Genomic DNA, 26,586 nt, shown 5'->3' with positions numbered 1-26,586 from the left:
ACCATCTTCACCAACAGCCCGGGCGTCGTCCTGGCCAGCGGTGGCCGTCAGGTCCGCGACACCGAGTTCGCCGTCGTCCGCGCCGGCCTGAACTACAAGTTCGGCTCGTACTAGGACCCGGCCGGCGCCCCTCACCGGGCGCCACCGGCTCCACGACCTTACGAGAAGCCCGGCCGGAAGGCCGGGCTTTTTCGCGTTCCGGTGACGGCCCGGGACGAATCGATGCATCCCGAACCGCGGAGTTTGCGTTGAGCCCCTGACAAAAGCCGATGGCATCCCCCATCTGTGAACCGCCCGGGCGGTGACGGCGCCGCCGGCTTGGCTTGAGGAGGACGACTCCATGAACAGCGAAGAACGCGACGTCATCGGTGGTATTTTCCAGCGTCTGGAGCAGGCCGCGAGCCAGCCCCGCGATCTGGAGGCCGAGCGCTTCATTGCCGAGAAGCTGCGCGCCCAGCCCTACGCGCCCTACGCGATGGCGCAGCTCATCTACGTGCAGGAAGAGGCGATCAAGAGCCTGAACCAGCAGCTCGAGCAAGCGAAGCAGGCCGGTCAGCAGCAGCCTCAGGGCGGCGGCGGCTTCCTGTCGAGCATCTTCGGCGGCGGGTCCCAGCGCCAGGAGCCGCAGCGTCCGGCGGGTCAGGCCTGGGGCAACCAGGGCCAGCCCCAGCCGGGCTACGGTCAGCAGCAGCCCGGTTACGGCCAGCAGCCGGGCTATGGCGGCCCGCAGCAGGGCGGCCCGTGGGGTGGCCAGCAGCAGGCGCCGGCGCGCGGAGGCGGCTTCATGGCGACCGCCCTGCCGATGGCGGCCGGTGCGGCGGGCGGCATGCTGCTGGGCAGCGCCCTGTCGAACGCCTTCGCGGGCGGTCACTCGTCCCTCGGAAGCGCCGCTGCGGCGGGACTTCCGGCGGCGGGTGCGGCGGCGGGCGGGGATTCCGACCTCGGATCGGCGCTCGGTGGCGGCAACGATTTCCAGGATGCGTCGTTCGGCGGCGATCCGGGCGATGATTTCGGCGGCGACCTCGGCGGCGGCGGCGACGACGATTGGGTGTGATCTCAAGGCCCGGCCGTCCTCGGACGGCCGGGCGGAATTGGAATGCGAAGGACCGGCTCCGCGCCCTGCGGAACCGGTCCTTCTTCGTTTCAGAGCACTTCGACGCGCGTGCCCACGGGGGTGCGTTCGTAGAGGTCGATGACGTCCTCGTTCATCATCCGGATGCAGCCCGACGAGACCGACTGGCCGATGGTATGCGGCTCGTTGGTGCCGTGGATGCGGTAGAGCGACGAGCCGAGGTAGAGGGCGCGCGCTCCCAAGGGATTGCCGGGGCCGCCGGCCATGTGGCGCGGCAGGTCGGGACGCCGCCGGATCATCTCGGAGGGCGGGGTCCAATCCGGCCATTCGCGCTTCTGGCTGATGGACTTGAGGCCAGACCAGGCGAAGCCCGGCCGCCCGACGCCGATGCCGTAGCGGATCGCCTTGCCGCCGGGCTGGACGAGGTAGAGGAACTTCGTCGGCGTATCGACCACGATGGTGCCAGGCCGCCGGCCGCCGTCGTAGTCTACGACCTGGCGCGCGAAGCGCGGGTCGGGCGTGCGGGCGATGGTCTCCGCCCCGGGCCTCGCAGAGGTCGCGACCGGCACCCGCTCGTCCGCCTGCGGCAGGGCCGCGAGGCGCATCCGGGTGGGCGCGACGTCGGCGGGGGCCTGCGGCATCGCCTCGGGGACGCGGTCCCCCGACGAGAGGCGGCGCGGCGCGGCACCGTCGGGGCGGCCGAGCGCCCGCACCGGACCCGACGGGGGGGCATCGCTCATCAGGAACTCGATGAATCCGCCGCCGTAACGGCCCGGACCCGCCTGCGCCTGGGCGGCCCCGCCGCCCAGCACCATCGCGAGGCCGGCCATGGCCACGCACCATTCGAACCGCATGATCTCTTCTCCCGACACCTGCGACCCGTTGGGGTCTCGTCCGGGCGAGGATCGTCGTCGGAGGGTCCGCGTCCGGTGAAGGAACGTGGTGAATCCTTCACGAAACCGGGCCGCGACGGGGGCCGTGCGGATTCAGCGTGAACGCGCGGTAAAGGTTGCCCAATCGTTGCGGCATTCAAGAAATGGCAACCAGTTTGGCGGATGGTCTCACCGCTGACCTCTGGCGGGCTTGATCTCACCGATGACCACCAAACGCTACCGCATCGAAGACAGCCTCGGCCTCGCCGCGAGCGCACCGGTTCCGGAGGCGGCCGTGTCCTCCGAGGCCGTGACCCTGAACAACGCCCGTCTCGAAGAAATCCTGTCGGCGATCCAGGACCTGCGGCGCGTCACCCAGACCAGCACCGTCGAGACCGTCGAGGCGTGCCGGCGCGAGCTGAGCGAGGCCTTCGCCATGCGCTCCGAGCTCGACATCATGAAGGATGCCATCACCCGCACCAAGCAGGAGATCGCCACCCTCTACCGCTCGGAGAACACCGGCAAGGGCATGCGCCGGGTGGCGGGCGAACTCGACGCCGTGGTCGATTCCACCGAGCAGGCCACGAGCACTATCCTGGGGGCCATCGAGGAAATCGAGACCAACGCGAGCATGCTGCGCGCCATGACCACCACCATGGCGGGCCGCGAGAACATCGACGCCATCCTCGAGCGCGTGGTCATCGCCTTCGAGGCCTGCAACTTCCAGGACCTCACCGGCCAGCGCATCAACAAGATCGTCGGCGTGCTCAAGTTCATCGAGGAGCACCTCGACCGGATGATCGACGCCTGGGGCGGCCTCGACACGTTCAGCGAGATCCTGGGCGTCAGCGGCGGCAAGATCGACATCGAGGACGAGAGTTCGCTCCTCAACGGTCCGAAGCTCGCCGGGGACGACGGCCACGTCGATCAGGGCGACATCGACGCGCTGTTCGACTGATCGCCCCCTCGGGGGGCCGCGCAAGGCCCCGATGCCCGTCCGCGTCGGATTTCGATCGGAGACACGTCCAAGGAAACTCCGATCCCGCGCGTCTCACCCTATGAAGAGGCCGAGACGCGAGACCGGGGATGCTCCACCATGTCGCCGCACGCGAAGCGGGAGGATGCGATGCCGACGCGGCCTTCCCGGGCGAAGCTCGGCGGCATCGTTTGACCGAACCGGATGCCCTCGCGGTCGCGGCGGGGTCGGGCGAACGCGCCGCCTTCGAGACGCTGTTGCGGCGGCACTCCGATCGCATCCACGGGATCGCGTGGCGTCTGACGGGATCGAGCCATGACGCGGACGACATCGCGCAGGACGTCTGCTGCACGCTCGCGACCAAGCTCGCCGGCTTCAAGGCCAAGGCGCGCTTCACCACGTGGCTGTACGGCATCGTCGTCAACGCCTGCCGCGATCACCATCGTCGGCGCGCCACCCTCGCCACTCTGAAGAACGGTCTCACGGTCCTGGTCGGCCTGGCGGCTCCGCCGGACGGGCGCGACCTCTACCGCCGCGCGTGGCTCGCCAGCGAAATCGCCCGCTTCGATCCTCCTTTACGAGAGCCGTCTGCTGGCCCGGGAGGACTTTTCCAACGACAAGGTCGATGCCGGCGACGTCGGCTCCGGCCGGAGCGTCACGGCCCTCTACGACATCGTGCCCGTGGGCGGCCCGCGCCTGAACCCGGATCTGCGCTACGGCACAGTGCCGGCGGACGCATCATCCGGAGTGGCGGGCGAGTACGCTCATGTGGGGATCCGCTACGAGCTGCCGGAGGCCGAGGCGAGTTCGCTGATGACCACGCCCATCGATCGCACCCGCGAGAATGCCCGGTTCGAGGATGCCCCGCAGGAAGCGCGGTTCGCCACGTCCGTCGCCGCCTTCGGCGAATTGCTCAAGGGCTGCCCGTATACCGGAACGCTCCGCCTCGACGACGTGGCGCGGATGGCGTCCGCGGCCAAGGGCGAGGACCCGTTCGGTTACCGCGCCGAGTTCGTCCAGCTGGTTCGGGCGGCCAAGACCGCGCAGGGGCTGGGATCGCCGTGATCCTCGTCCCCAGGGGGCGTGGTCGGGCACGTGAGGTGTGCTTCGCGAGGTGGTGGGATCGGGCGCCGAACCCCTTCCCCCGCCCGGTCTCGCGGCTTAAATCCTACCCATGAGCCGCCAGCCCGCGAAAGACCTGCCTCCGGATACCTTCGATGAGCGCGAGGACGCCGACGGGTCCCTCGAACAGGCCGACGATGCCCCCGAGATCGATTTCGATTTCGAGGAAGGCGCAGTCAAGGCCGGCACGGAGATCATCCGCCGGTTCTGGACCACCCTGCCGTCGGGCCCGGGCGTCTACCGGATGTTCGACCACAAGGGCGACGTGCTCTACGTCGGCAAGGCCAAGAACCTGAAGGCCCGGGTCGGCTCCTACGCCCGGGGCCAGGCGCATTCCAATCGCATCGCCCGGATGATCTCGCAGACGGCGGCGATGGAGTTCGTCACCACCGCCACCGAGACCGAGGCCCTGCTGCTCGAGGCCAACCTCATCAAGCAGTTGAAGCCGCGCTTCAACGTGCTGATGCGGGACGACAAGTCGTTCCCCTACATCCTGGTCACGGCCGATTCCGAAGCGCCGCAGATCGTCAAGCATCGCGGCGCGCGTCGCCGCAAGGGCAGCTATTACGGGCCCTTCGCCAACGTCTGGGCGGTCAACCGCACGGTCAACGCCCTCCAGCGCGCGTTCCTCCTGCGGACCTGCACGGACAGCTACTACGAGAACCGCACCCGGCCGTGCCTGCTCTACCAGATCAAGCGCTGCGCCGGCCCGTGCACGGGCGAGATCGCCCTGCCCGAGTACCAAACGCTCGCCGACAACGCCAAGGCGTTCCTCGCCGGCAAGTCCAACGCCGTGAAGGACCGCATGCGCGAGGAGATGCAGGCGGCCTCAGAGGTGATGGAGTTCGAGCGTGCGGCGCGCTTTCGCGACCGGATCTCGGCCCTGTCGGCGATCCAGGGGACGCAAGGGGTCAACACGCAAGGGGTCGAGGAGGCGGACGTGTTCGCCCTCGACGAGCAGGCCGGGCAGTTCTGCATCGAGGTGTTCTTCTTCCGCAACTTCCAGAACTGGGGCAACCGGGCCTACTTCCCCAAAGCCGACCGCACCATGACGGCCGACGAGGTGCTGGCCTCGTTCATGGGCCAGTTCTACGACGACAAGCCGGCCCCGCGCCTCGTCCTCGTCTCCCACGTCATCGAGGACGCCGAACTGCTCGCCGCCGCGCTCTCCAGCCGCACGGAGTACCGGGTCGACATCCACCTGCCCCAGCGCGGCGAGCGCAAGAACCTCGTCGAGTACGCCCAGCGCAACGCCAAGGAGGCCTTGGGCCGGCGCCTCGCCGACACCGCCTCGCAGGGCAAGCTGCTGGTGGCGCTGGGGCAGTCGTTCGGGCTGCCGGCCGCGCCGCGCCGGATCGAGGTCTACGACAACTCGCACATCATGGGCACGAACGCGGTGGGCGGCATGATCGTCGCCGGGCCGACGGGCTTCGCCAAGACCCATTACCGCACCTTCAACATCAAGTCCGAGGAGCTGACCCCGGGCGACGATTACGGGATGATGCGCGAGGTGCTGCAGCGGCGCTTCAAGCGCCTCGTGAAGGAGAACCCGCGCACCCCCGCCCAGGCGGCGGTCGCGGCGGAGGAGGCGGGCGAGATCGGAATGGTACCACCGCCGGAGGTCGATACCGAGACCCTGCCGGCCTGGCCCGACCTCGTCCTCATCGACGGCGGCAAGGGCCAGCTCGACGCCGCCCGCACGGCCCTCGAGGAGATGGGCGTCACCGACGTCGCCCTCGTCGGCATCGCCAAGGGGCGCGACCGCGACGCCGGCCGCGAGACCTTCTTCGTGCCGGGCCGCCCGCCGTTCAAGCTGCCGCCGCGCGATCCCACCCTGTACTTCGTCCAGCGTCTGCGCGACGAGGCGCATCGCTTCGCCATCGGCACCCACCGGGCCAAGCGCAAGCGCGAGATGCTCACCAACCCGCTCGACGAGATCGCCGGCATCGGCCCGACGCGCAAGCGTGCGCTCCTGCACCATTTCGGCACCGTGAAGGCGATCCAGCGGGCGGCCGTCGAGGATCTGGCGAAGACGCCCGGCGTCAACGCCGCCACGGCGCGCGCCGTCTACGACTTCTTCCACGCCCAGGCCTGAGGGCGCCGTCCCATCATGAGCGAGACCCAGCGGTTGACCCCCACCCCGCCCCATGGTTTCACCGCGCCGATGGAGCCGACCCTCACCCGCCGCCGTTCGCCGGCCTGGACGCTCGCGAACTGCCTGACCTACGGGCGGCTCGTCGCCGTGCCCATCGTCGTCGCCCTGCTGTACTGGCCCGTCGAGCACACCGCCCGCTTCGCGGCCCTCGGCGTCTACATCCTGGCCGCCATCACCGATTACCTCGACGGCTACGTGGCGCGGACCTACGACCAGTCCTCGGCGCTCGGCCGCATGCTCGATCCCATCGCCGACAAGCTGCTGGTGGCCGCCTGCCTCCTCATGCTCGCCGCCGACACCACCATCCACGGCTGGACCCTGTGGGCCGCCATCGTGATCCTGTGCCGCGAGATCCTCGTCTCGGGCCTGCGCGAGTATCTGGCCGAGCTGAAGGTGGGCGTGCCCGTGAGCCGGGTCGCCAAGTGGAAGACCACCCTGCAGCTCGTCGCCATCGGCTTCCTCGTGGCGGGTCCCGCCGGCGAGACGATCCTGCCCGGAACCGTTCAGACCGGGACCTATCTGCTGTGGATCGCCGCGGCGCTCACGCTCTACACCGGCTGGGACTACATGCGGGCGGGCATCAAGCACGTCATCGACGACCCGCGCTGAGAGACCGTCACATGAAACTCGTCTATTTCGCCTGGGTGCGCGAGCGCGTCGGCAAGGCCGACGAGGTGGTGGATCTGCCCGCAGGCCTCGCCACCGTCGCGGATCTCCTGCGCTGGCTGCGTGGCCGGGGCGAGGAATACGCCTACGCGTTCGAGGGCGACGGCGTGGTGCGGGTGGCGATCGATCGTGTCCACGCCAAGCCCGACGCGTCCCTGGCCGGCGCCACCGAGATCGCGTTCTTCCCGCCGATGACCGGCGGCTGAGCTTTCCTCGACACGGAGGACCGGGCGGCGCCGGGGTTTTCCTCCGTCGGAAACGGGCAATCGTCCGGCTGTCGATGAGCGCGCGCCCGGCCGCCGCCTCCCCTCTGCTCGAGAGGGCGGGACGGAGGCGCCCCCGTCATCGTCGGTAAGCGCCCTGCCTCCCAGGACCGGCCGGCGCCGTGCGACGCCGGAAAACCGCCGGATATCCGAAGGTCGATCAGGCGGCGGCCTTGGCCACGGCATCCACCACCGTATCGACCACGTCCGACACCAGAGTGCGGTCGTCGCCCTCGGCCATCACGCGGATCACCGGCTCGGTGCCCGACGCGCGGATCACGAGGCGGCCGCCATTGCCGAGGCGTTCGCGCGCCTGCGCGATGGCGGTGACGACGGCATCCGCCCGCAGCGGTTCGCCGGCGCGGTAGCGGACGTTGCGCAGGATCTGCGGCAGCGGGTCGAAGCAGTGGCACACCTCGCTCACGGGCCGGTCCGAGCGCTTGACCACGCTGAGGAGCTGGAGGGCGGCGACGAGGCCGTCGCCGGTGGTGGCGTAGTCCGACATGATGATGTGGCCGGATTGCTCGCCGCCGAGGTTGTAGCCGTGCTCGCGCATGTGCTCGAGGACGTAGCGGTCACCCACCGCCGTGCGGGCGAGCGACAGGCCGATGCCCCCGAGGTAGCGCTCGAGGCCGAGGTTGGACATGATCGTCGCCACCAGCCCCGGCTGGGTCAGGCGGTCGTCCTCCTGCCATGAGCGGGCGACGACGGCCATGAGCTGGTCGCCGTCGACGGACTGGCCCTTCTCGTCGACGATGAGGACGCGGTCGGCGTCGCCGTCGAGGGCGATGCCGATGTCGGCGCGCAACTCGCGAACCTTGGCGGCGAGCGCCGCCGGCGCCGTCGAGCCGACATCCTTGTTGATGTTGAAGCCGTCCGGCTCGACGCCGATGGCGATCACCTCGGCGCCGAGCTCCCACAGGGTCTCGGGCGCGACGCGATAGGCCGCGCCGTTGGCGCAATCGACCACGATGCGCAGGCCGTCGAGGGTGACGTTGCGCGGGAGCGAGCGCTTGGCGAACTCGATGTAGCGGGCATGCACGCTCTCGATGCGCTTGGCCCGGCCGAGGTCGCGCGAACCGGAGAGGCGCTTGTGCAGCTCGCCGTCGATGAGAGCCTCGATCTCGCGCTCGACTTCGTCGCTGAGCTTGAACCCATCCGGTCCGAACAGCTTGATGCCGTTATCCTCGAACGGGTTGTGCGAGGCCGAGATCATGACGCCGATATCGGCCCGCATGGAGCGGGTGAGCATGGCCACCGCCGGCGTCGGCATCGGCCCGAGCTGGAGCACGTCCATGCCGACGGAGGTGAAGCCGGCGATGAGGGCCGTCTCGATCATGTAGCCGGACAGGCGGGTGTCCTTGCCGATGACCACGCGGTGGCGGTGGTCGCCGCGCTGGAAGATGAGGCCCGCTGCCTGCCCGACCTTCAGGGCGAGCTCCGGCGTGATGACGCCGTTGGCACGGCCGCGGATGCCGTCGGTTCCGAAATACTTGCGCGACATGGGTTTCGCGATCCGTCCTTGAGCTGATGCGATGGCAATTGTCTGATGCAGGGCGGTCCTGGCCCATCTCACGAAGGCATCCTGCTGGACGCCGGTCGAGCGGAGCTTGGTGCCGCGACCCTGAAGGCCCGGTTGAGAACGGCGGGCGGCCCGATCCATGGCTGTCCGAAAAGTCCGAGGCGGTTAACGGATCCCGGATATGCGTGAGCCCGCCGGGGGGCGGGCTCACGGAATCGTCGCCTTGGTTCTGAGGGATCGTCAGGCCTGGGGCTGCGGCTCCAGGCCACCATCGGTCTCGCGCGGTCGCCCGCGTCCGGCGGACGGGACCGACGAGCCCCGCACCGTGTTCGACGGACCGTCACCGGAATCCCGCACCGGCGGTTTGCCGGCGATGAGATTGCGGATCTCGTCACCCGACAGGGTCTCGTACTCGAGCAGCCCCTGGGCCAGGGCTTCCAGATCGTGCTTGTGCTCGCCGAGGATGCGGCGGGCCTCCTGCAGGCCGGTCTCGACGAGGCGGCGGACCTCGGCGTCGATCTTCTGGGCGGTCGCCTCGGACACCGTCTGCTGACGGCCCATGGACATGCCGAGGAAGACCTCGTCGTTGTTCTCGCCGTACGCGACGGTGCCGAGCTCGGGGCTGAAGCCCCAGCGGGTCACCATCATGCGGGCCAGACGCGTAGCCTGCTCGATGTCGGACTGGGCGCCGGACGTCACCTTGTCGGCGCCGAAGGTCATCTCCTCGGCGATGCGGCCGCCCATCATGATGGCGAGGCGCGAGGTCATCTGCTCGAAGCTCATCGAGAGCTTGTCGCGCTCGGGCAGCTGCATGACCATGCCCAGCGCCCGGCCGCGCGGAATGATCGTCGCCTTGTGGACGGGATCGGTGGCCGGCACGTTGAAGGCGACGATGGCGTGGCCGCCCTCGTGGTAGGCGGTGAGGCGCTTCTCGTCCTCGGTCATGACCAGGGTGCGCCGCTCGGCGCCCATCATCACCTTGTCCTTGGCGTCCTCGAACTCGTGCATCGTGACGATGCGCTTTCCGCGCCGCGCCGCGAGCAGGGCGGATTCGTTGACGAGGTTCATCAGGTCGGCGCCCGAGAAGCCGGGGGTACCGCGCGCGATCACCTTGAGGTCGACGTCCGGCGCCAGGGGCACCTTGCGGACGTGGACGCGCAGGATGCGCTCGCGGCCGACGACGTCCGGGTTCGGCACCATGATCTGGCGATCGAACCGGCCCGGACGCAGCAGCGCGGGGTCGAGCACGTCGGGCCGGTTGGTGGCCGCGATGATGATCACGCCCTCGTTGGCCTCGAAGCCGTCCATCTCGACGAGAAGCTGATTGAGGGTCTGCTCGCGCTCGTCGTTGCCGCCCCCTAAGCCGGCGCCGCGATGGCGGCCGACCGCGTCGATCTCGTCGATGAAGATGATGCAGGGGGCGTTCTTCTTGGCCTGCTCGAACATGTCGCGGACGCGGCTCGCGCCGACGCCGACGAACATCTCGACGAAGTCCGATCCGGAAATCGTGAAGAACGGCACGTTGGCCTCACCGGCCACGGCCCGGGCGATGAGGGTCTTACCCGTGCCGGGGGGGCCGACGAGGAGCACGCCGCGCGGAATGCGGCCGCCGAGGCGCTGGAACTTCTGCGGATCGCGCAGGAACTCCACGATCTCCTGCAGGTCCTCCTTGGCTTCCTCGACGCCGGCGACGTCGTCGAAGCTCACGCGGCCCGAGGCCTCGGTGAGGAGCTTGGCCTTCGACTTCCCGAAGCCCATGGCGCGCCCGGCACCCGACTGCATCTGGCGGCTGAGGAAGATCCACGCGCCGATGAACACGAGGATCGGCAGCCAGCTGACGAGGAGCTGGATGAACCACGGCGTGTTGTCCGAAGGCGGACGGGCGGTGATCTGGACACCCTTGCTCTGGAGCTTGGAGACCAGGCCCGGATCGTTCGGTGCGTAGGAGGAGAAGTTGCCGCCGCCGACATAGGTGCCGCTCACGTCCTGCCCGGAGATCACCACCGTCTGAATCTTGCCGGCATCGGCATCGTTCAGGAGCTGGCTGTAGGCGATCTCGGAGCCGCCACCGCGATGTCCCGGATTCTGGAACAGGGTCACGAGGGCGAGCACGAGCAGGAAGATGACGACCCACAAGGCGAAATTGCGGAAGTTCGGGTTCATCGATCAATCCCTGGGGGGCATCCGGGCCCGCGGCGCGAATGGGCGGTTATCAGTCCGGACACTCCGGGCCAATGTAGGCAGCCCCGTCTCCCTTGCCAAGTAAATCGCGCGCGCCTGCGGCAAGGCCGTCCCCGCGCGGGGCGCGTCCGGTACGGGCGGGGGCTGGGGCCAGGGTCAGGCCCCGCCCCCGCGTCAGGGAGACGAGACATCCGCCGAGCGTCCGGCGCAGGGGCGTGCGGGTATCGAGCGCCGGGCGCAGGGCGGTGAGGACCAGCGCCTCGATCTTCTCCAGGCGCGGGGCGGCGGCGCCGGGACACGCCGCCTCACCCAGCGCCCTGGCGACGACGCGGATGAGGATCGCGTCCGGCACGGCAGCCAGGGTCGGGCCGTCGAGGCGGATCAGGATCGGATCGTCGGCCGCGCGGCGCGCCGCGGCGTAGGCCGCCGCCGCCGCCTGCCCGAGGGCATCGTCGTCGCGGGCGCAGCGCGCGGCGAGGCGGCACAGGCGGGCGTCGGTCAGGCCTTCCTCGGCGAGATCCGGCAGCAGGCGGCGCAGGCGGGCGCGTGCGAAGCGCGGGCTGAGATTCGTCGGATCTTGGATGGGGACAAGTCCCTGCGCCGCGCAATAGGCGACGAGGCCGGCCTTCGGCAGCCCGAGGAACGGCCGTCCGAGGCGGACGCCGCCGACGAGGGCGCGCTCGGTCCGCATGCCGGCCAGGCCCGCCGGGCCGCTGCCCGCGAGCAGGCGCATCAAGACGGTTTCGGCCTGATCGTCGCGGGTGTGCCCGGTCAGCACCCACTGGGCGCCAACGTCTTCCGCATAGCGTCCCAGCAGCGCGTAGCGGACCGCGCGGGCCGCCGCCTGGAGGCCGTTCGCCGGCTTCGCGCCGGTCCAAGGGAGGATGTCATGCCGCAGGCCGAGATGCCGAGCCATCGCGGCCACCGTCCCGGCCTCGGTAACCGAGGCGGTGCGCAGGCGATGATCGACGGTGACGACGTGGAGGGGGACCGTCGGCCCGGCCCGTGAGGCGGCGCGCATCAGGGCCGTCGAATCGGGTCCGCCCGAGACGGCCAGCACCACGCCGCCATGGGACAGCGCGGGGGCGACGTAGGGGATGAGCGCCGCCTCGATGGCGGCGGGGTCGAGTTCCGGTGCGGTCACGCCGCGCAGCGGGCGCGCTTCTGCTCTCGGGTCACGCCCTGGCGCACGGAGGGCGCGGCGCCGGGGAACTTGCGCTCGAGTTCGGCGAGCGTCGCGCAGGCCTGCTCGCGGGCGCCCAAGGCGTTGAGGGAGGTGCCGAGCTTCAGCATCGCGTCCGGCGCCTGGGGCGAGCGGGCGTAATCCGTCGACACCTTCAGGAACTGCTCGGCGGCTTCCCGGTTGCGGTTGCGCTGGAGGTAGCTCTCGCCGAGCCAGTAGGTCGCCGCCGGCACGAGACCGTCGCGCGGGTGGGACTGGATGAACTGGCGCAGGCCCATCTCGGCTTGCTCGTACTGGCGCTGGAGAATGTAGGCGTAGGCCGATTCGTAATCGGCGCGGGCGTCGCCCGTGGCGGTGGCCGCGATGCCGGGGCGGGTCGGGGCTGCGATGGCGCCCGTGGTCGGCACGCGCGACGGCGGCGTCAGATCGACGGGGCCGCCGAAGCCGGGGGCCGACAGGCCGGTCTCCTCGTCGTCGGCCTCGACCACCGTCGGCGGCACCGTGCGGGCGCGGGGCGCTTCGGCCACGGGGGGCGTCGGGGTCGTGGTGCCGAGTTGCATCGGCGCACCCGGCCGGCCGGGATTCTGGTCGGGATCGAAGGCGTCGCTGCGTTTCGCCGGTTTCTGCGGCGCCGGGTTGCCGCTCGGGGAGGCCGCGCCGCGGCCGCCCTTCGCCTCCTGCAGGCGGAACTCGACATCCTCCTGGAACTTCCGCAACTGCTCCTTGAGTTGGCGATTCTCGTACTGCAGCGTCTCGATCTGCCCCGCCTGCTGGCGCGACTGGTTCTCGAGCCGGTTGAGCCGCACGACGAAATCGGACCCGTCCTGGGCCGCCGCCGGCGCCAGGGTTGCGACCATCAGGCAGGTGGTGAGGAGGAGGCGACGGAGCATGGCGATCGGCACCGGTGAACGTATCCCGAGAAGGCCGCCGCAGCGGCCTTCCGCCCCATAACAGGTGTCCCGCATCGCGGCAAAAGGAAGGCTCCTCCGGTGGGCCCGGCGTTCGTGCCGAACCCGTCCGGTGGATCAGGAGCCGGCGCCGCGGTCAAGGACGGTGACGGCGCGGCGGTTCTGCGACCAGCACGAGATGTCGTTGCACACGGCCACGGGCCGCTCCTTGCCGTAGGACACCGTGCGGATGCGGCCCGAGGCGATGCCGCGCGAAGCGAGATAATCGTTCACCGCCTGGGCGCGGCGGGCGCCGAGGGAGAAGTTGTACTCGCGGGTGCCGCGCTCGTCGGCATGCCCCTCGATGAGGAAGGTGTAGCGCGGGTAGCGCTGCAGCCAGCTCGCCTGCTTGTCGAGGGTCGCCGTCGCCGTGGGCGTCAGGTCCGTCGAGTCGGATTCGAAGAACACCCGGTCGCCGATATTGACTACGAAGTCCTGGGCGCTGCCGGGCGTGTTGGCGCCCGCACCGTAGGCGCCCCCTGCGCCGAAGCCGGAGGCGTCGGCGAGATCCTTATCGTTGCTGCAGGCTGCGACGCTGAGCGCGGCGCAGAGCGCCGCCGCGAGGCTAAGCACGCGGGAGCGCGCGATCGTGACCATGGTCCTGTTCTCCTCGGACGGTACCTGCGGCCGGCGCGGTCCGATGCGGGTGGCTCGCGCGGCGTCTTCAGGTTCGTCTGTCTAAGCCGGTCGGGTTAAGCGAAGGTTCCGTCAACCTTGACGGCGCGTTTCCATCATCGATTCGCGGCCGGCGAGGTGCGCGCCCGCACCCCTTTGCCGATGCGGCGATCCTCGTCGGACAATACGGCGGCGCCGGGACGGCGTGGCCCCGCACGGCCTTTCGGGGATCCCTGTCGCTTCGCCGCAACGGTCGGCCTTGAGCGGACGACCGTTCGAACCCCCCGGGTGGGAGAGACGTTGCGATAGGCACCGGGCATCGCCGCATCCTCGATGGAGGCGCCGCCGCCGCCCGGACCTGATGCCGAACCCGAGGACAAGACACATGACGGACGCGGCCGACCATCGCCTGACGATGCAGGACCCCCGCACCCAGTACCCGCAGCCCCCGTTCAGGCGTCAGCCGCAGGCGGCGCCCGGCCTTGCCGGGGCGATGGACCCGAAGCCCGATCACGGCGAGACCAGCTACAGGGGATATGGTCGCCTGGCGGGCCGGAAGGCCCTGGTGACCGGTGCCGACAGCGGCATCGGCCGCGCCGCCGCCATCGCGTTCGCCCGCGAGGGGGCCGACGTCGCCCTGAGCTTCGTCGAGGCCGAGATGCCCGACGCGCATGAGGTCGCAAGGCTCATCGAGGCGGAAGGCCGCAAGGCGGTCCTGCTGCCGGGCGACATCACCGACAAGGCGTTCTGCGAGACGCTCGTCCACAAGGCCGTGGTCGAACTCGGCGGTCTCGACATCCTCGTAAACAACGCCGGCAAGCAGACGAATCAGACGGACATCGGCGACATCACGGACGAGCAGTTCGACCTGACGCTGAAGACCAACCTCTACGCGATGTTCTGGATCACCAAGGCGGCGATGCCCCTGCTTCCGGCCGGTGCGTCCATCATCAACACGGCGTCCGTCGTCGCCTACAACCCGCCCAAGATCCTGGTCGATTACGCGACCACCAAGGCCGGCATCATCGCGTTCTCGAAGGCGCTGGCGAAGCAGGCGATCGCGAAGGGCATCCGCGTGAATGCGGTGGCGCCCGGGCCGTTCTGGACCGCGCTGCAGCCGTCGGGCGGCCAGCCGCAGGAGGCGGTCGAGACGTTCGGTTCCGAGGTGCCGCTGGGCCGGCCAGGACAGCCGGTCGAGCTCGCGCCGGTCTACGTCTTCCTGGCCTCCCAGGAGGCGAGCTTCGTCACGGGCGAAGTCTACGGCGCCACCGGCGGCAACGGAACCGCCTAGGCGATCCGCTGCGGAAGGCGGGCGCCCCGACCCGCCTTCCGCAGCGCGTCCGCGAAGCCCGATCCGCCGCCCGGGTCGGAGACCGCTCGGACCGGTCTCACAGTTCCTGGCCCGACAACGTGGCGGCCGCCTGGATCAGCGCGAGATGGGTCAGTCCCTGGGGCAGGTTGCCGAGGAAGGCGCCCGAGATCGGGTCGGCCATCTCGGAATAGGTGCCGGAGTTGCGGTCGAGCACCGCGATCAGCGCCTCGAACTTTCGTGCCGCCTCGTCCTTCCGGTCGAGCAGGGCCATCGCCTCGACCAGCCAGAAGGTACAGGCCAGGAAGCACCCCTCCTCGGCGTCGACCCCGGTGTAGCGGTAATGGTAGGGGCCGCGGCCGAGCTCCCTGTCGATGGCCGCGCAGGTCGCGGCGAGGCGGTCGGGATCGCCGAACCGGAAGCGAACCGCGAGCGCCAGCGAGGCGTCGAGCTTGTCGGATCCCGGATGCATGACATAGGCCTGCTTCGCCTCCGACCAGCACTGCGCCTGGATCCAGTCCGCGATGCGGTCCCGGGCGCGGGCCCAACGGTCCTTGCAGGCGCCGGGCAGATGCCCGTTCTCGGCCATCTCGACGGCCCGGCTGAGCGCCTGCCAGCAGCTGATCTTCGATCCCGTGTAATGTTGCGGCTCGGGCAGCTCCCAGATCCCGGCATCCTTCAGCTTCCACTTCTCGGCGCATTCGTCGGCGAGGCGCGCCAGCAGCGCGCCGCTGCGCAGATCGAGCATGCCGCCGCCGGTGACGAAGCGCGCCGCCGTCTCGAAGATGTCGCCGTAGATCCCGTGCTGATGCTGTCCGGAGGCGGCGTTACCGGTCCTGACCGGGCGGGAGTTGCGATAGCCGGGAAGGTCGAGTTCCTCTTCCCCGGACACGATCTCGCCGTCCAGGGTGTAGAGGACGTGGGCGCCCCGCTCCTCGAGGCGGCGCAGGAGCCAGGTCAACGCCGCGCTGGCCTCGGCGTGGGCCCCGAGGCGGAGGAAAGCCTTGATGACGTAACCGGCGTCGCGAACCCAGGCGTAGCGGTAGTCATAGTTCTTCTCGCCGCCGATGCCTTCGGGCAGCGACGTGGTCGCCGCCGCCGCGATGGCCCCGGTGGGCGAGTAGAGCAGGAGCTTCAACGCCAGGGCGCTGCGCTCGACCGGCCCACGGTATCGGCCCCTGTAGCCGAGGCGTTCGGTCCAATTGCGCCAGGCATCGCAGGAGACCTCGATGCGTCGGTCGATATCCGCCACCGGCGCGACGACCAAGGGCTCGTGCTCGCCGGCGACGATGGCGACGAGTTCGCTCCGACCGGCGGTCACCTCGACATGCGCCGTGATCGCGTGGTCGTCCTCGGCGTCGACGCGGACGCCGTCGCTGTGACGGAAGAGTCCCATCAGGCCGGCGACGTGGAAGGCGTGGCCGCTCGCGTTCGCGGACAGGAAGGGGCCGGCCGTGTCCCCCCGCGTTCCGAACACCAGTTCGATCCGGAAGCGGATACGGCCCTCCAGCCCTTCGATGCGACGGGCGAGCTCCGCCCAAGGCAGGCGACCGGCGGGACCGCTGTTGAGGCTCTCGGTCAGCCGCGCCTTGCCCGCCGCGGTGGTGAAGACGGTCTCGTGCACGTTGCTGCCGTCGCGATATCCGATCTCGACCGTGAAGGGCACATCCGGGGTCACGGCGAAGTAGCCGCCCCCGTGCGGAGACAGCAGGCGGTCGAACAGCGGCGGGGAATCGAGGTTCGGGCAACACCACCAGTCGATGGACCCGTCGGCCCCCGAGAGCGCCACCGAGCGCCCTTCACCGAGGGCGGCATAGGCTTCCAGGGGGAGGTATCCGTCCCGGCGTTCGACGGCCCCGCCGGTGCGGGGAAAAGGCTTCAGCACGCGCGATGGCTCCGGGCGAAGAAAGGTCGGCTTCGTCAGTCCATCGCCACCGCGGCGAGCGAGAAGGTCCCCGCGAGGGTGAGGTTGGCGGCGATGAGAAGGGTGAGGAGGATCATGACCGCGTGTTTCCGTTGGAATGCGGGCCTCAACGCGATCCGAGACGGTTCGTTGCCGCGCCCCGCCGCCTGCGGCACCGTGGCCATGCCGACCGGCGAGACGGAGCCGCACGAGCCCACGCGTCGCTCTCCGCGATGACGTCGTCGATGGGCATCGCGATCTTCGACGGGCCGCTGTGGAGCGCCTCGCCGAGCCTGCGGATGCCCGCCGGTCCCCGGACCTTTAGATCGCGGCCGGGATCGTGCCGCCCTCAGGTCCCGGCACCGGGCTCGTGGATCGGACAGCCGTTGAACCGTTGGCGGAATTCGGCCGAATGCTTGTAGGGCGCGTTGCGGGCGCGGTTGATGTTGCCCAGCGGCCGGTGCGCCGCGAGCCCGGTCCAGATGCTGAAACGCATCTCCTCGTCGACGGTCTGCACCTGGGCGGCGTCCCAGCTGTCCTGGGGCCGGGCGACGATGAGGCCCACCCGCTGGAACGGCGCCTCGTCCTCGTTCCATTCCACGGTCGGGTCCTCGACCGGCTGGCGTTCGAGGTCGCGGCAGAGCTGCACCCGGAACTCCCAGACGCCCTCGATGCCCTTCATCTCCGACTGGACCGTCTCGCGGATCGCGTTCGGACGGCCGGAGGCGTCGATCTCCCTGCCGGTCAGGGCCGTCAGAGCCGGTGCGACGGGCGCGACGGAGAACTTGGCGATGTGGTCCCCGTACCGGAACGGGGTGACGCTGTAGTAGGTCTCCCCCAGTGGATCGACGTTCGGCGCGCCGCCGAGCGATCCGAGCGTCGTGCTCTCGATCCCCACCGCCGTCAGCGCCTTGTTGACGCCGCGCAGCACGGTCGAGGCCGCGACCTTGAGGGCCTCGGCGCGGTCGGTGGTGGCGGCCAGCAGCTTGAGGCTGCCGAGGAATTTCTCGGTGGTCTTCGCCTGGAAGACCTTGCCGTTGACCATGATGAAGTTCTGCGTCGTCCCCTCGGCGTCGGGCAGGCGCTCGCCCGGCACATCGAGGACCTTCAGGGCGAGGCCGCGCGGCAGGGAGACGGCATCCGGCAGGATGTCGCCGGCATTGGTCGACATCCGCAAGTAAACCTTGTGCGCGCCGGGCTTGGCGAACAGACCCTGGGCCAATTCCGGCGGAAGGTCGGAATCGATCGTGAGAATGCCTTCCAGAATACCGTGTGACTTGGCGTGCACGGAGCGCACCGCATGGCCGGAATCCTTCGCGACGGTCTCCAGGATCGTGTCGAACGTCTCGTTCAGCTGCGCGATGGTCTGGCCCTCGTCGGACTTCACGTCTTCGACACCGGGGCTGTAGCGGACGGGCGCTTGCACGGCAGGGACTCCAGTCTGGTTCAATTCCAACATGAACCACGCTTGCCGCCCCCTGTTCCGAATTGTGCTCTATTCAATTGTCCGTGAACGCGTTCTTGGGAATGCCGGACCGGGATGAGGCCGTTCGCGGAGGGGGGCTCGAGAATGCCTTGCCGTTCTCACTGTCCGGGGTCGCCGGTGCGTCTCGGGTCGTCGCCGATCAGGGGCTGGTGAAGGTCGCCTGACCGTAAGGGGAGACGAGACGCCCCCCATATGGGACGACCTCAGGCAGCCGTGGGTCCCGTGCACGGGGAGTCGACATGCGCAACGGGCCGCGGCGGACCGGCATGCGATTTATTATTCGCTGGGGAAGGGAGCGCCGCGAACCGGATCAGTTCTTGTCCAGAACCCTGTCGGCCCTGGCATCGACCTTCGCCTTGTCGGACGTCGACAGGTTTCCGGCTTTCTCCGCTTGCGCGGCCCGGGCCTTGGCGTTGCGGGCATGCGCCGCGTCTTCGATCGGGAAGCGCTTCTCGTCCGGCAAGGCGAAATCCCGGTTTGGGAGTGCCTCGCGCTCCTTGGCGGTCAGCTTCGACATCGCCCGCTCCTCCGCTCGGACACCCGGCCGCCGCGGGCGGGTTCTGTCAGATCCCCGTGCGGCGGCCGGTCTCATTCGGAAGGGAGGTGCCGGAGCACGGCACCTCCCTTCCTGATCGGATGTCCGATCCTCGCTCAGCGCTTCCCGGTGTGGTCGCCGTCGCGCAAGCCGCCGGTCGGCTCCTGGACGTGGGCTTCGAGGAACCAGAGCTGCTTGTCGACGCCGCGCGAGACCTCGGTGAAGAGGTCCGCCGTGCCGGCATCGCCCGCCTCGTCGGTGTCGTCGATATTCTGGCGGACCGCGTTCGCATAGACGGCGTACCGGTCGATCAGCGCCGCGACGTGGTCGGCGATGGCGTAGGCGTCGAGGGGATAGGGCGCCAGCTGCGAGGCCGCGGCCACCGCGGTCGCCGTGCCGCGCGCCGTGCCGCCGAGCTGCGTGATCCGCTCGGCCACCTTGTCGTTGTAGTCGTCGAGTTCGTCGCGGAACCCGTCCAGCATCAGGTGGATGCCGATGAATTGCGGGCCCTTCAGGTTCCAGTGTGCCTGCTTGACCGCCAGAGCCAGGTCGATCCCGTCGGAGAGACGGGCGTTGAGCGCGTCGGTGGAGACCTTCTTCGCGTTGGACTTCGTGTCGTTCTGGGTCTCGTGAAGCCGCTGTCCCGTGGTGGAGTTCGTGTTCGCCATGATCGGTTCCTCGTGGTTTCGGAAAGGGTCGGGATCGCCCGCCCAGCGCCTGTTCAGTTCCAATGCCTCGATGTGCCGAGGGCCTCCAAGACGGTGGCGTCCCGAACGCTGCCCTGCGGGTAATGGACGTCAGGCCCGCCCGACGATCCCGCGTGGCGGCCTCGAAGAGGCCGTGCGGGACACGCGCGAGGCGGGCTCGCTTCCTTCAAGACCGCCATCGCTCGCCGGTTCCTCCGCGCGGGTCGAACGCGTGGGCCATGCATGGATGATCGGCATGGATGATCGGCGCGCGCCCACCTCGACGGCCGGGTCGTCGGCGCGCCGCCTATGGCGTCACGACGCCCGGCGGAACTCAGGCGGCGATCGGAAGTGACCTTGCGGTCCGCGTCGCCAGCCGCGAGTTGCGGTAGCGCTCGTCCGACGTGACCTCCCGGCCGATCCAGGCGGGCAGAACCACCGTCTCGTCCTCGCGACCGAGTTCGACCTCGGCCAGGATCAGGCCGCTCAGCGCGCCGGCGAACAGGTCCACCTCCCAGACATGCCCGTGCGCCTCGATCCGATGACGGACCTTCTCGATCCGCAGGCCGGTCGTGACCGTGGCGAGCATCGCGGCCCCGGTCTCAGGCGCGACCTCCTGCTCCAGCTCGATGCGGGACGCGCCCCGGCGCTTGCCCTTCCAGGCGAGGAAGTAGCGCTCGCCCATGCGGCGAACCCGCACCGTGCTCTCCGAATCCGTGAACAGATACCCCTGCACGATGGCGACACCGAACCGGCAATGCTCGAGCACGGCCGGGTGGGCGAGGAACTTGCGCTCGATCTCGATCGGCATGCAGAGCCCTGAGCGGTGAAGAGGGCGACTCTCTGACGCACATCGGGGCCCGGCGCAAGGGCGCCGAAGGACGGCGTCGGCGTTCTCCAGCGCGGCCGGACCCGGCTGACCTCCGGGCGCCCTACGGCAGGCCCGGGTTTCTGCTGACCACCTCCCGCGAGCCGAAGCGCCGGATCATCCCCGAGGGCTGGCCCATGCGCGGGCACAAGGATCGCCGCGCCGGCGAGCCGACGCTTCGTCAGGTTTCGCGCCTCGGTGTGTCGCAGGGCTTCGACGCAGAACCGGGGACCACTCCTGCTCAGGCTCGCGCGGGGTCGAGGGTGACGGACCACAGGGCGGTGTCGGTGGCATCCTTGAGGGTGACGGTCATCTGCTCGGTGCCGCCGTCGACGGCGACATGGCCGAAGAACTGGTAGCCGGCCGCCGGCGAGAGGTTCGACTGACCCTTCGGTGGCGCCTTCGCGAAGCGGACTTCCGGGCCGAAGGTGTCGTCGAGGGCATTCGGGCCGAAGGTCCCGGCATGCAGCGGCCCGGCGACGAACTCCCAGAACGGCTCGAACTCCTGGAAGCGCGCCCGGTTCGGATCGTAATGATGCGCGGCCGCGTAGTGTACGTCGGCCGTCAGCCAGACCGTGTTGCGGACCTTGGCATCCCGCAGGAAGCGCAGGAGATCGGCGATCTCGAGTTCGCGCCCGAGCGGTGGTCCGTCTCCCTGTGCGATGGCTTCCGAGCCGAACGCCCGGTCCGAATCGTAGGGGACGACGAGGCCGAGCGGCATGTCGGCGGCGATCACCTTCCACGTCGCGCGCGACGCGGCGAGTTCGCGCTTGAGCCAGGCCACCTGCGTCGGCCCGAGGAAATGGGCGTCCGGCCCATAATCCGTCTCCCGGTTCTCGCCGTTCGGCCCGCGATAGGAGCGCATGTCGAGCATGAACACGTCGACGAGCGGGCCGTGCGCGATCCGGCGGTAGACGCGACCGGGCTCCGACGGTTCGAAGCGCATCGGCATGTAATCGTGGAAGGCGCGCGATGCGCGCACCTGCAGGGCCAGCACGTTCCGGTCGCGGTACTTCTTGCGCAGATGCTCCGCACGGGTCAGCGGCTCGCCCGGCCACCAGTTGTTGGTGACCTCGTGGTCGTCCCATTGCGCGAAGATCGGGACCTCGCCGTTCATGGCGAGCACGTTGGCGTCGGTGAGGTTGTAGCGATAGCGGCCCCGGAAGTCGTCGAGGGTCTCGGCCGGCTTCGACACGGCCTCGGTGACGCGGTTGCGCCACATGGTCCCGTCGGGCAGCCGCACCTCGGGCGTGATCGGGCCATCGGCGTAGATCGTGTCGCCGGAATGCAGGAAGAAGTCCGGCCGGTTGCGCAGCATGGCCGCGTAGATCGTCATCCCGCCGCGGGCCTCGTCGATGCCCCAGCCCTGCCCGGCCGTGTCGCCGGACCAGCAGAACGAGACCGAGCGACGGTCGGACGGCGCGGTGCGGAAGCGTCCGACCTGCGGCTCCCCCAGGATCGTCGGCGCGGCGAGGTCCTGGAGGCGCACCCGGTAGAACACGTCCTGGCCCGGCGGCAGGTCCGTCAGGGCGACCCTCACGGTCCCGTCGCTCACCGGAAGGGCATCGGCGAAGACGCCGCCGCGGATTGCGGTGAAGCGGTCCGTGGTCGCCCATTCGATCATCGCGCGGCAGGGTCGGTCGGCCCGCGCCCAGACGACGGCGGAGGTCGCGTCGACGTCGCCGGATTGCAGGCCATGGGTCAGGACGGGGCGATCGGAGGCCCGGCTGAGGCCGGGGCGGAACACGCCCGCGCCGGCTCCCACGAGGCTGGCGGCGGCACCGGCCAGGAACGGACGCCGGGTCAGGCTCGAACGGGACGACCAGGGCATGGCAGCAGCCTCGATGCGGGAGTCGCCCCTATGCCGATCCAGTCTGACGCCTTGACGACATCCGGCGCGCAGCCCGACGAGGGCGCCGGGTGCCTCCGTCCCGCACGTCGGGGGCGGCACTTCTAATCCAGGACGGGCGACGGATTGCGGCAGCCTGTCACATGATTGTATCGGATCAAGGATAGCGCACGGACGATTGTCGCACCGAGACCCGGGAACGCCCATGTCCGACGCCGCCACGACGTCACCCGATCTGGCACTGGGAGCTGCGTCGCGGCCCGGACCGCGGATGGATCACCGCATCCATCCGGGCGGCATCATCGCCTTCCTGCTGGTCCTCGTCGGAGGGCTGACCTACGCTGTCGTCAGCCTCGTCGCCGACATGAACGCCGTACACCAGGAGCCCCTGGCCGTCGGCGCCTTCGTCCTTCTCGGCCTCGCCCTGCTCATCGCCCTGGCCTTCGAGTTCGTGAACGGCTTTCACGATACGGCGAACGCGGTGGCGACCGTCATCTACACGCACGCGATGCCGCCCCTCGTGGCGGTGATCTGGTCCGGGGCGTTCAACTTCCTCGGCGTCCTGCTGTCCTCGGGCGCCGTGGCTTACGCCATCGTCACGCTGCTGCCGGTGGAACTGATTCTCCAGGTCGGTTCCGGCGCCGGGTACGCGATGATCTCCGCGCTGCTGATCGCCGCCATCATCTGGAATCTCGGCACCTGGGCCTTGGGGCTGCCGAACTCCTCCTCGCACGCCCTCATCGGCTCGGTCATCGGCGTCGGCCTCGCCAACCAGTTGATGGCGCCCGAGGGCGCCGCGACCTCCGGTGTGGACTGGGCCCAGGCGCTCGGCGTGTTCAAGGCCCTGCTGTTCAGCCCCCTCTGCGGCTTCTTCGCCGCCGCCCTGCTTCTCCTGACGCTGAAATTCACGGTGCGGCGCAAGGATCTCTACGAGGCGCCCGAGGGCGAGGCGCCGCCGCCCCTCTGGATTCGCGGCCTGCTGATCCTGACCTGCACCCTCGTCTCGTTCTTCCATGGCGGGAATGACGGGCAGAAGGGCATGGGGCTGATCATGCTCATCCTCATCGGCGCGGCTCCCACGGCGTACGCCCTCAACCGCACCATGGCGGACGACACCACCCCGGCCTTCATTCAGACCTCGCAGAACGCGAGCGCGGTGTTCGCCGGCCATGCCGGGAGCAGCCCGCAGCCCGATGCGGCCTCGGCGCGCAAGCGGGTGTCGGAGGCCCTGCGTTCGAAGGACCTGAACCAGCCCGCCGTGTACGGGGCCCTCGCGGCCCTCTCGACCGACATCGCCGCGAACGTGAAGAATTACGGCGCGATCAAGCAGGTCCCGGCCGCCCAGACCTCCAACCTGCGCAACGACATGTACCTGGCGGCCGATGCGATCCGTCTGCTGCCGAAGAACGGCGCCAGCTTCTCCGAAGCCGAGACCGCGACGCTGAAAACCTATTCCGGGCTGCTCAACGACGGCACCCGCTACATCCCGACCTGGGTGAAGGTCTGCGTCGCCCTCGCGCTCGGGCTCGGCACCATGGTCGGTTGGAAGCGCATCGTGGTCACCGTCGGCGAGAAGATCGGCAGGACCCATCTCACCTACGCGCAGGGCGCCTCGGCCGAGATGGTGGCGGCCGGCACGATCGGGCTGGCCGAACTCTACGGGCTTCCGGTCTCGACCACGCACATCCTGTCGAGCGGCGTCGCCGGGACCATGGCGGCCAACGGCTCGGGCCTGCAGATGTCGACCGTCCGCAACATGGCGCTGGCCTGGGTGCTGACCCTGCCGGCCGCGATCACCCTGGCGGGGATCCTGTTCTTCCTCCTGCGGCACGTGTTCTGAACGGTGAAGAGAAACCCGCCATGACCGATCCCGAGACGGTTCCCGATCCGGCTTCCGAGCCGACGCCCGACGCGGCTTCCGGCGACCGCATCGCCGCCCTGAACGCCATGATGGCGGAATGGGCCGCCTGTTCCGCCGCCGAGAGCCCCTCGCTCGTCGAGCGGTTCGAGGCGATGGGATACCGGGTCCGGGGCAAATCGCGGGACGAGGTCGCCGAGGTGCTGAAGCACCCGCCGGCCGGGCTTTCCGACGCACCGTCGCGCGGGCCCTAGCCCGTTCGGCCCCGCGCCGCACGGGCTTCTCCCCCGAAAAACGGGGCCTTCGCCGAAAACAGCGTCCGATCCGATGCGTCCCCTTGAAAGATACCAAACAGTCGGTATCTAAAGGGTCATCGATTGAACGGTGGAATCATGCCGAGCCAGACCGCCGCCTACGCCGCCCTCGCCGTCGCCATCCTGTGCGAGGTCGCCGGCACGACCTTCCTGCAGAAGTCCGAGCAGTTCACGAAGGTCGCTCCGACGCTGGCCATGGCGGTGTTCTACGCCGGGGCCTTCTACCTGATGACGCACGCCCTGAAGGTCATGCCCCTCGGCGTCGTCTACGCGCTCTGGAGCGGCGTCGGCATCGTCCTGACCGCCCTGATCGGCGCGACGGTTTTCCGGCAGTCCCTCGACCTGGCGGCCCTCGTCGGCATCGCCATGATCGTCGGCGGCGTCGTGGTGATGCAGGCGTTCTCGCGCGCGACGGGGCACTGAGCATGGCCACCGCGTCCCGCCGCAGGAAGCAGCCCGAGCTCGTCCGCCGCACCCTCCTCGACTGCGCCGCCAGGCTGGCCCTGGAACAGGGTCTCGCCGCGGTCACGGTGCAGGCCGTCTGCGAGGCCGCCGGTGTGACCAAGGGCGGGCTGTTCCACCACTTCGCCAGCAAGCAGGCCCTCATCGACGCCGTCGTCGCCGAGCTCCTGGAGAAGCTCGACGCCGATATCGAGGCGGCCATGGCCACGGACCCGCAGCCGTGGGGCCGATTCACGCGGGCCTACGTCACCGTGACCCTCGACGACCTGATGCTGAACCAGAGCAGCCAGTGGACCGCCCTGTACATCTCGTCCCTCACCGAACCGAGCCTGCGCCGGGTCACGGCGGCGTGGTTCGCGAAGTTCGTCGAGCGGCATCGCGCCACCGACGACGATCCAACCCTGGAGATCGTACGGCTCGCGGCCGACGGGGTCTGGCTCGCCGGCCTCCTGCGCGACGACGGCGGACCGATGCCCGACCTCGCTGGCCTACGCGCGCGCCTCGTGGCGATGACCCTCGCCCGCTGACCGCCGCCTGCACCTTCCTCCCTCGCCCCAAGGACCCGTCGACCCATGAGTGCGCGTGAACGCTGGCGCTGGCCCGCCCTCCCCCTCATCACGCCCGGCCTCGTGATCCTGGCGCTGTTCGGCTGCAAGCCGGCGGCGAACGGCCCCGCCGCGCCCGCGGCCGAGACGCCTCCCCTGGACGTCTCCACCGTGACCGTCGCGGCGATCACCGTCCCGCGCATGCTCGACTTGCCCGGACGCCTCGCCTCGACCCGCGTCGCCGAGGTCCGCGCCCAGGTCTCCGGCATCATCCGGGAGCGCGCCTTCGAGGAGGGCAGCCTCGTGCACAAGGGCGACGTCCTCTTCCGGATCGATCCCGCCGTCTACCGGGCCGAGGTCGACGCCAAGGCGGCGGCCCTCGCCCGGGCCGAGGCGACGCGGGTGCAGGCTCAGCGCCAATCCGAGCGCACCGGGACCCTGGTCGAGCGGCAGGCGGCGAGCACGGCCCAGAGCGACATCGCCGTCGCCACCCTGCGCCAGGCCGAGGCCGACGTGGCGAGCGCGACGGCGCAACTCGCCCGGGCCCGGATCGACCTCGACTACGCCACCGTGCGCGCGCCCATCGCCGGCCGCATCGGCCGGGCGCTGGTCACCGAGGGCGCCCTCGTCGGCCAGGGCGATGCGACGAAGCTCGCCGTGGTCCAGCAGATCGATCCGATCTTCGCCGACTTCAACGCTTCGGCCTCCGACCCGAATCCGCTCGCCGCGAACCGGGAGACCGTGGAGGTCATGCTCGTGCAGCCGGACAGGAGCCTCTACCCGGATGCGGGCCGCCTCCTGTTCACGGATGTCAGCGTCGATCCCGGCACCGGGCAGCTCAGCCTGCGCGCGACCCTGCCCAACCCGAAGGCCGCCCTGCTGCCGGGCACCTATGTCCGGGTGCGGGTGGCGCAGGGCCTGAGCGCCGACGCCGTCATCGTCCCGGCTCAGGCCATCCAGCGCTCGAGCGCCGGCGAGGCCCAGGCCTACGTCGTCGCGGACGGCAAGACCGCCCTGCGGCCGCTGCGTACCGGGGCCCTCACGGATGCGGGCTGGATCGTCGAGGAGGGGCTCAAGGCCGGCGAGACCGTCGTCGTCGAGGGCTTCCAGAAGATCCAGCCCGGCATGGCCGTCAATCCGGTCGCCTGGACGGGCGGCAAGACGGCCGCCGTCCCCGACCCGCACTGATCAAGCCCG

The 26,586-nt window shown here is 69.9% G+C and carries 25 protein-coding genes and 2 pseudogenes; 14 read left to right on the top strand and 13 right to left on the bottom strand.

Annotated elements, in window-relative coordinates; genetic code table 11:
* Nucleotides 1-114, top strand: a pseudogene (locus MKK49_RS21095) (porin family protein); the annotation flags it as partial.
* 226 nt (nt 115-340) lie between these two features.
* Nucleotides 341-1,054 (top strand): DUF2076 domain-containing protein, encoded by a 714-nt coding sequence (locus tag MKK49_RS21090; RefSeq protein ID WP_244031827.1) that lies wholly within the window; start codon nt 341-343, stop codon nt 1,052-1,054.
* An 89-nt stretch (nt 1,055-1,143) separates the two neighbouring features.
* Here MKK49_RS21090 and MKK49_RS21085 read toward each other — a convergent pair whose 3' ends face one another.
* Nucleotides 1,144-1,926, bottom strand: coding sequence for a L,D-transpeptidase (locus MKK49_RS21085; protein ID WP_244031826.1), 783 nt, complete (start codon nt 1,924-1,926; stop codon nt 1,144-1,146).
* Nucleotides 1,927-2,167: 241 nt separating this feature from the next.
* On the opposite strand from MKK49_RS21085, the gene MKK49_RS21080 reads away from it, so the two are divergent.
* The 6 genes and pseudogenes from MKK49_RS21080 to moaD all read left to right on the top strand — a co-directional run bounded on the left by MKK49_RS21080 (nt 2,168) and on the right by moaD (nt 7,069).
* On the top strand, nt 2,168-2,902 hold the full coding sequence (locus MKK49_RS21080) for a protein phosphatase CheZ (RefSeq protein WP_244031825.1): 735 nt from the start codon (nt 2,168-2,170) through the stop codon (nt 2,900-2,902).
* A gap of 128 nt (nt 2,903-3,030) precedes the next feature.
* A pseudogene (locus tag MKK49_RS21075) lies at nt 3,031-3,321 on the top strand (RNA polymerase sigma factor); the annotation flags it as partial.
* 166 nt (nt 3,322-3,487) lie between these two features.
* On the top strand, nt 3,488-3,985 hold the full coding sequence (locus MKK49_RS21070; RefSeq protein WP_313899194.1) for a YfbK domain-containing protein: 498 nt from the start codon (nt 3,488-3,490) through the stop codon (nt 3,983-3,985).
* A gap of 109 nt (nt 3,986-4,094) precedes the next feature.
* Nucleotides 4,095-6,137, top strand: a complete 2,043-nt coding sequence (gene uvrC / locus MKK49_RS21065; RefSeq protein WP_244031824.1) for an excinuclease ABC subunit UvrC — start codon at nt 4,095-4,097, stop codon at nt 6,135-6,137.
* Nucleotides 6,138-6,206: 69 nt separating this feature from the next.
* On the top strand, nt 6,207-6,806 hold the full coding sequence (gene pgsA / locus MKK49_RS21060) for a CDP-diacylglycerol--glycerol-3-phosphate 3-phosphatidyltransferase (protein WP_244031844.1): 600 nt from the start codon (nt 6,207-6,209) through the stop codon (nt 6,804-6,806).
* Between the two features lie 11 nt (nt 6,807-6,817).
* Nucleotides 6,818-7,069 (top strand): molybdopterin converting factor subunit 1, encoded by a 252-nt coding sequence (gene moaD, locus MKK49_RS21055; RefSeq protein WP_244031823.1) that lies wholly within the window; start codon nt 6,818-6,820, stop codon nt 7,067-7,069.
* A 217-nt stretch (nt 7,070-7,286) separates the two neighbouring features.
* Here the strand turns inward: moaD and glmM are convergent, their stop codons facing one another.
* The 5 genes from glmM to pal all read right to left on the bottom strand — a co-directional run bounded on the left by glmM (nt 7,287) and on the right by pal (nt 13,556).
* A complete protein-coding gene (gene glmM / locus MKK49_RS21050; protein ID WP_244031821.1) occupies nt 7,287-8,630 on the bottom strand; it encodes a phosphoglucosamine mutase in 1,344 nt (447 codons plus the stop codon).
* A 258-nt stretch (nt 8,631-8,888) separates the two neighbouring features.
* The gene (ftsH, locus tag MKK49_RS21045; RefSeq protein WP_244031819.1) at nt 8,889-10,811 is read right to left on the bottom strand and encodes an ATP-dependent zinc metalloprotease FtsH; all 1,923 of its coding nucleotides are present in this window, start codon (nt 10,809-10,811) and stop codon (nt 8,889-8,891) included.
* 49 nt (nt 10,812-10,860) lie between these two features.
* A complete protein-coding gene (gene tilS / locus MKK49_RS21040) occupies nt 10,861-11,973 on the bottom strand; it encodes a tRNA lysidine(34) synthetase TilS (protein ID WP_244031818.1) in 1,113 nt (370 codons plus the stop codon).
* A complete protein-coding gene (gene ybgF / locus MKK49_RS21035; protein ID WP_244031817.1) occupies nt 11,970-12,902 on the bottom strand; it encodes a tol-pal system protein YbgF in 933 nt (310 codons plus the stop codon). Before ybgF ends, tilS begins: the two co-directional genes overlap by 4 nt.
* Nucleotides 12,903-13,037: 135 nt before the next feature.
* Complete coding sequence (gene pal / locus MKK49_RS21030; protein ID WP_244031816.1) at nt 13,038-13,556, bottom strand: peptidoglycan-associated lipoprotein Pal; 519 nt, start codon at nt 13,554-13,556, stop codon at nt 13,038-13,040.
* Nucleotides 13,557-13,959: 403 nt separating this feature from the next.
* On the opposite strand from pal, the gene MKK49_RS21025 reads away from it, so the two are divergent.
* Nucleotides 13,960-14,865, top strand: a complete 906-nt coding sequence (locus MKK49_RS21025; RefSeq protein WP_244031815.1) for an SDR family oxidoreductase — start codon at nt 13,960-13,962, stop codon at nt 14,863-14,865.
* A gap of 97 nt (nt 14,866-14,962) precedes the next feature.
* Here the strand turns inward: MKK49_RS21025 and MKK49_RS21020 are convergent, their stop codons facing one another.
* The 7 genes from MKK49_RS21020 to MKK49_RS20990 form a co-directional block, all read right to left on the bottom strand.
* Nucleotides 14,963-16,768 carry a glycoside hydrolase family 15 protein gene (locus tag MKK49_RS21020; RefSeq protein ID WP_244031814.1) on the bottom strand — a complete coding sequence of 602 codons (1,806 nt, stop codon included), beginning with the start codon at nt 16,766-16,768 and terminating at the stop codon, nt 14,963-14,965.
* A 35-nt stretch (nt 16,769-16,803) separates the two neighbouring features.
* Nucleotides 16,804-17,004 (bottom strand): hypothetical protein, encoded by a 201-nt coding sequence (locus MKK49_RS21015; protein ID WP_244031812.1) that lies wholly within the window; start codon nt 17,002-17,004, stop codon nt 16,804-16,806.
* Between the two features lie 131 nt (nt 17,005-17,135).
* Nucleotides 17,136-18,245 carry a catalase family protein gene (locus MKK49_RS21010; RefSeq protein ID WP_244031810.1) on the bottom strand — a complete coding sequence of 370 codons (1,110 nt, stop codon included), beginning with the start codon at nt 18,243-18,245 and terminating at the stop codon, nt 17,136-17,138.
* Nucleotides 18,246-18,582: 337 nt separating this feature from the next.
* Nucleotides 18,583-18,789 carry a DUF6582 domain-containing protein gene (locus tag MKK49_RS21005; RefSeq protein WP_244031808.1) on the bottom strand — a complete coding sequence of 69 codons (207 nt, stop codon included), beginning with the start codon at nt 18,787-18,789 and terminating at the stop codon, nt 18,583-18,585.
* A 134-nt stretch (nt 18,790-18,923) separates the two neighbouring features.
* Nucleotides 18,924-19,475: a DNA starvation/stationary phase protection protein Dps gene (gene dps / locus MKK49_RS21000; RefSeq protein ID WP_244031806.1), complete on the bottom strand. Its 552-nt coding sequence runs from the start codon at nt 19,473-19,475 to the stop codon at nt 18,924-18,926.
* 352 nt (nt 19,476-19,827) lie between these two features.
* Nucleotides 19,828-20,304: a CYTH domain-containing protein gene (locus tag MKK49_RS20995; RefSeq protein WP_244031804.1), complete on the bottom strand. Its 477-nt coding sequence runs from the start codon at nt 20,302-20,304 to the stop codon at nt 19,828-19,830.
* A 298-nt stretch (nt 20,305-20,602) separates the two neighbouring features.
* Nucleotides 20,603-22,192 carry an alkaline phosphatase D family protein gene (locus tag MKK49_RS20990; RefSeq protein ID WP_244031803.1) on the bottom strand — a complete coding sequence of 530 codons (1,590 nt, stop codon included), beginning with the start codon at nt 22,190-22,192 and terminating at the stop codon, nt 20,603-20,605.
* A 223-nt stretch (nt 22,193-22,415) separates the two neighbouring features.
* Between MKK49_RS20990 and MKK49_RS20985 the strand changes: the two genes are divergently transcribed.
* The 5 genes from MKK49_RS20985 (at nt 22,416) to MKK49_RS20965 (ending at nt 26,577) form a co-directional block, all read left to right on the top strand.
* Entirely contained in the window at nt 22,416-24,050 is a 1,635-nt protein-coding gene (locus MKK49_RS20985) for an inorganic phosphate transporter (protein WP_244031801.1), read from the top strand.
* Between the two features lie 20 nt (nt 24,051-24,070).
* Nucleotides 24,071-24,322, top strand: coding sequence for a hypothetical protein (locus MKK49_RS20980; RefSeq protein ID WP_244031800.1), 252 nt, complete (start codon nt 24,071-24,073; stop codon nt 24,320-24,322).
* A 138-nt stretch (nt 24,323-24,460) separates the two neighbouring features.
* Entirely contained in the window at nt 24,461-24,805 is a 345-nt protein-coding gene (locus MKK49_RS20975) for a DMT family transporter (RefSeq protein WP_244031799.1), read from the top strand.
* Between the two features lie 2 nt (nt 24,806-24,807).
* Nucleotides 24,808-25,371 carry a TetR/AcrR family transcriptional regulator gene (locus MKK49_RS20970; protein WP_244031798.1) on the top strand — a complete coding sequence of 188 codons (564 nt, stop codon included), beginning with the start codon at nt 24,808-24,810 and terminating at the stop codon, nt 25,369-25,371.
* Nucleotides 25,372-25,416: 45 nt separating this feature from the next.
* The gene (locus tag MKK49_RS20965; RefSeq protein ID WP_244031797.1) at nt 25,417-26,577 is read left to right on the top strand and encodes an efflux RND transporter periplasmic adaptor subunit; all 1,161 of its coding nucleotides are present in this window, start codon (nt 25,417-25,419) and stop codon (nt 26,575-26,577) included.
* The last annotated feature ends 9 nt before the right edge of the window (nt 26,578-26,586 follow it).

The organism is Methylobacterium sp. J-090, from assembly GCF_022829345.1.
GTDB lineage: Bacteria > Pseudomonadota > Alphaproteobacteria > Rhizobiales > Beijerinckiaceae > Methylobacterium.
Note: the sequence above shows the minus strand (reverse complement) of the source record. Positions and strands in the feature narration are given on the sequence as shown.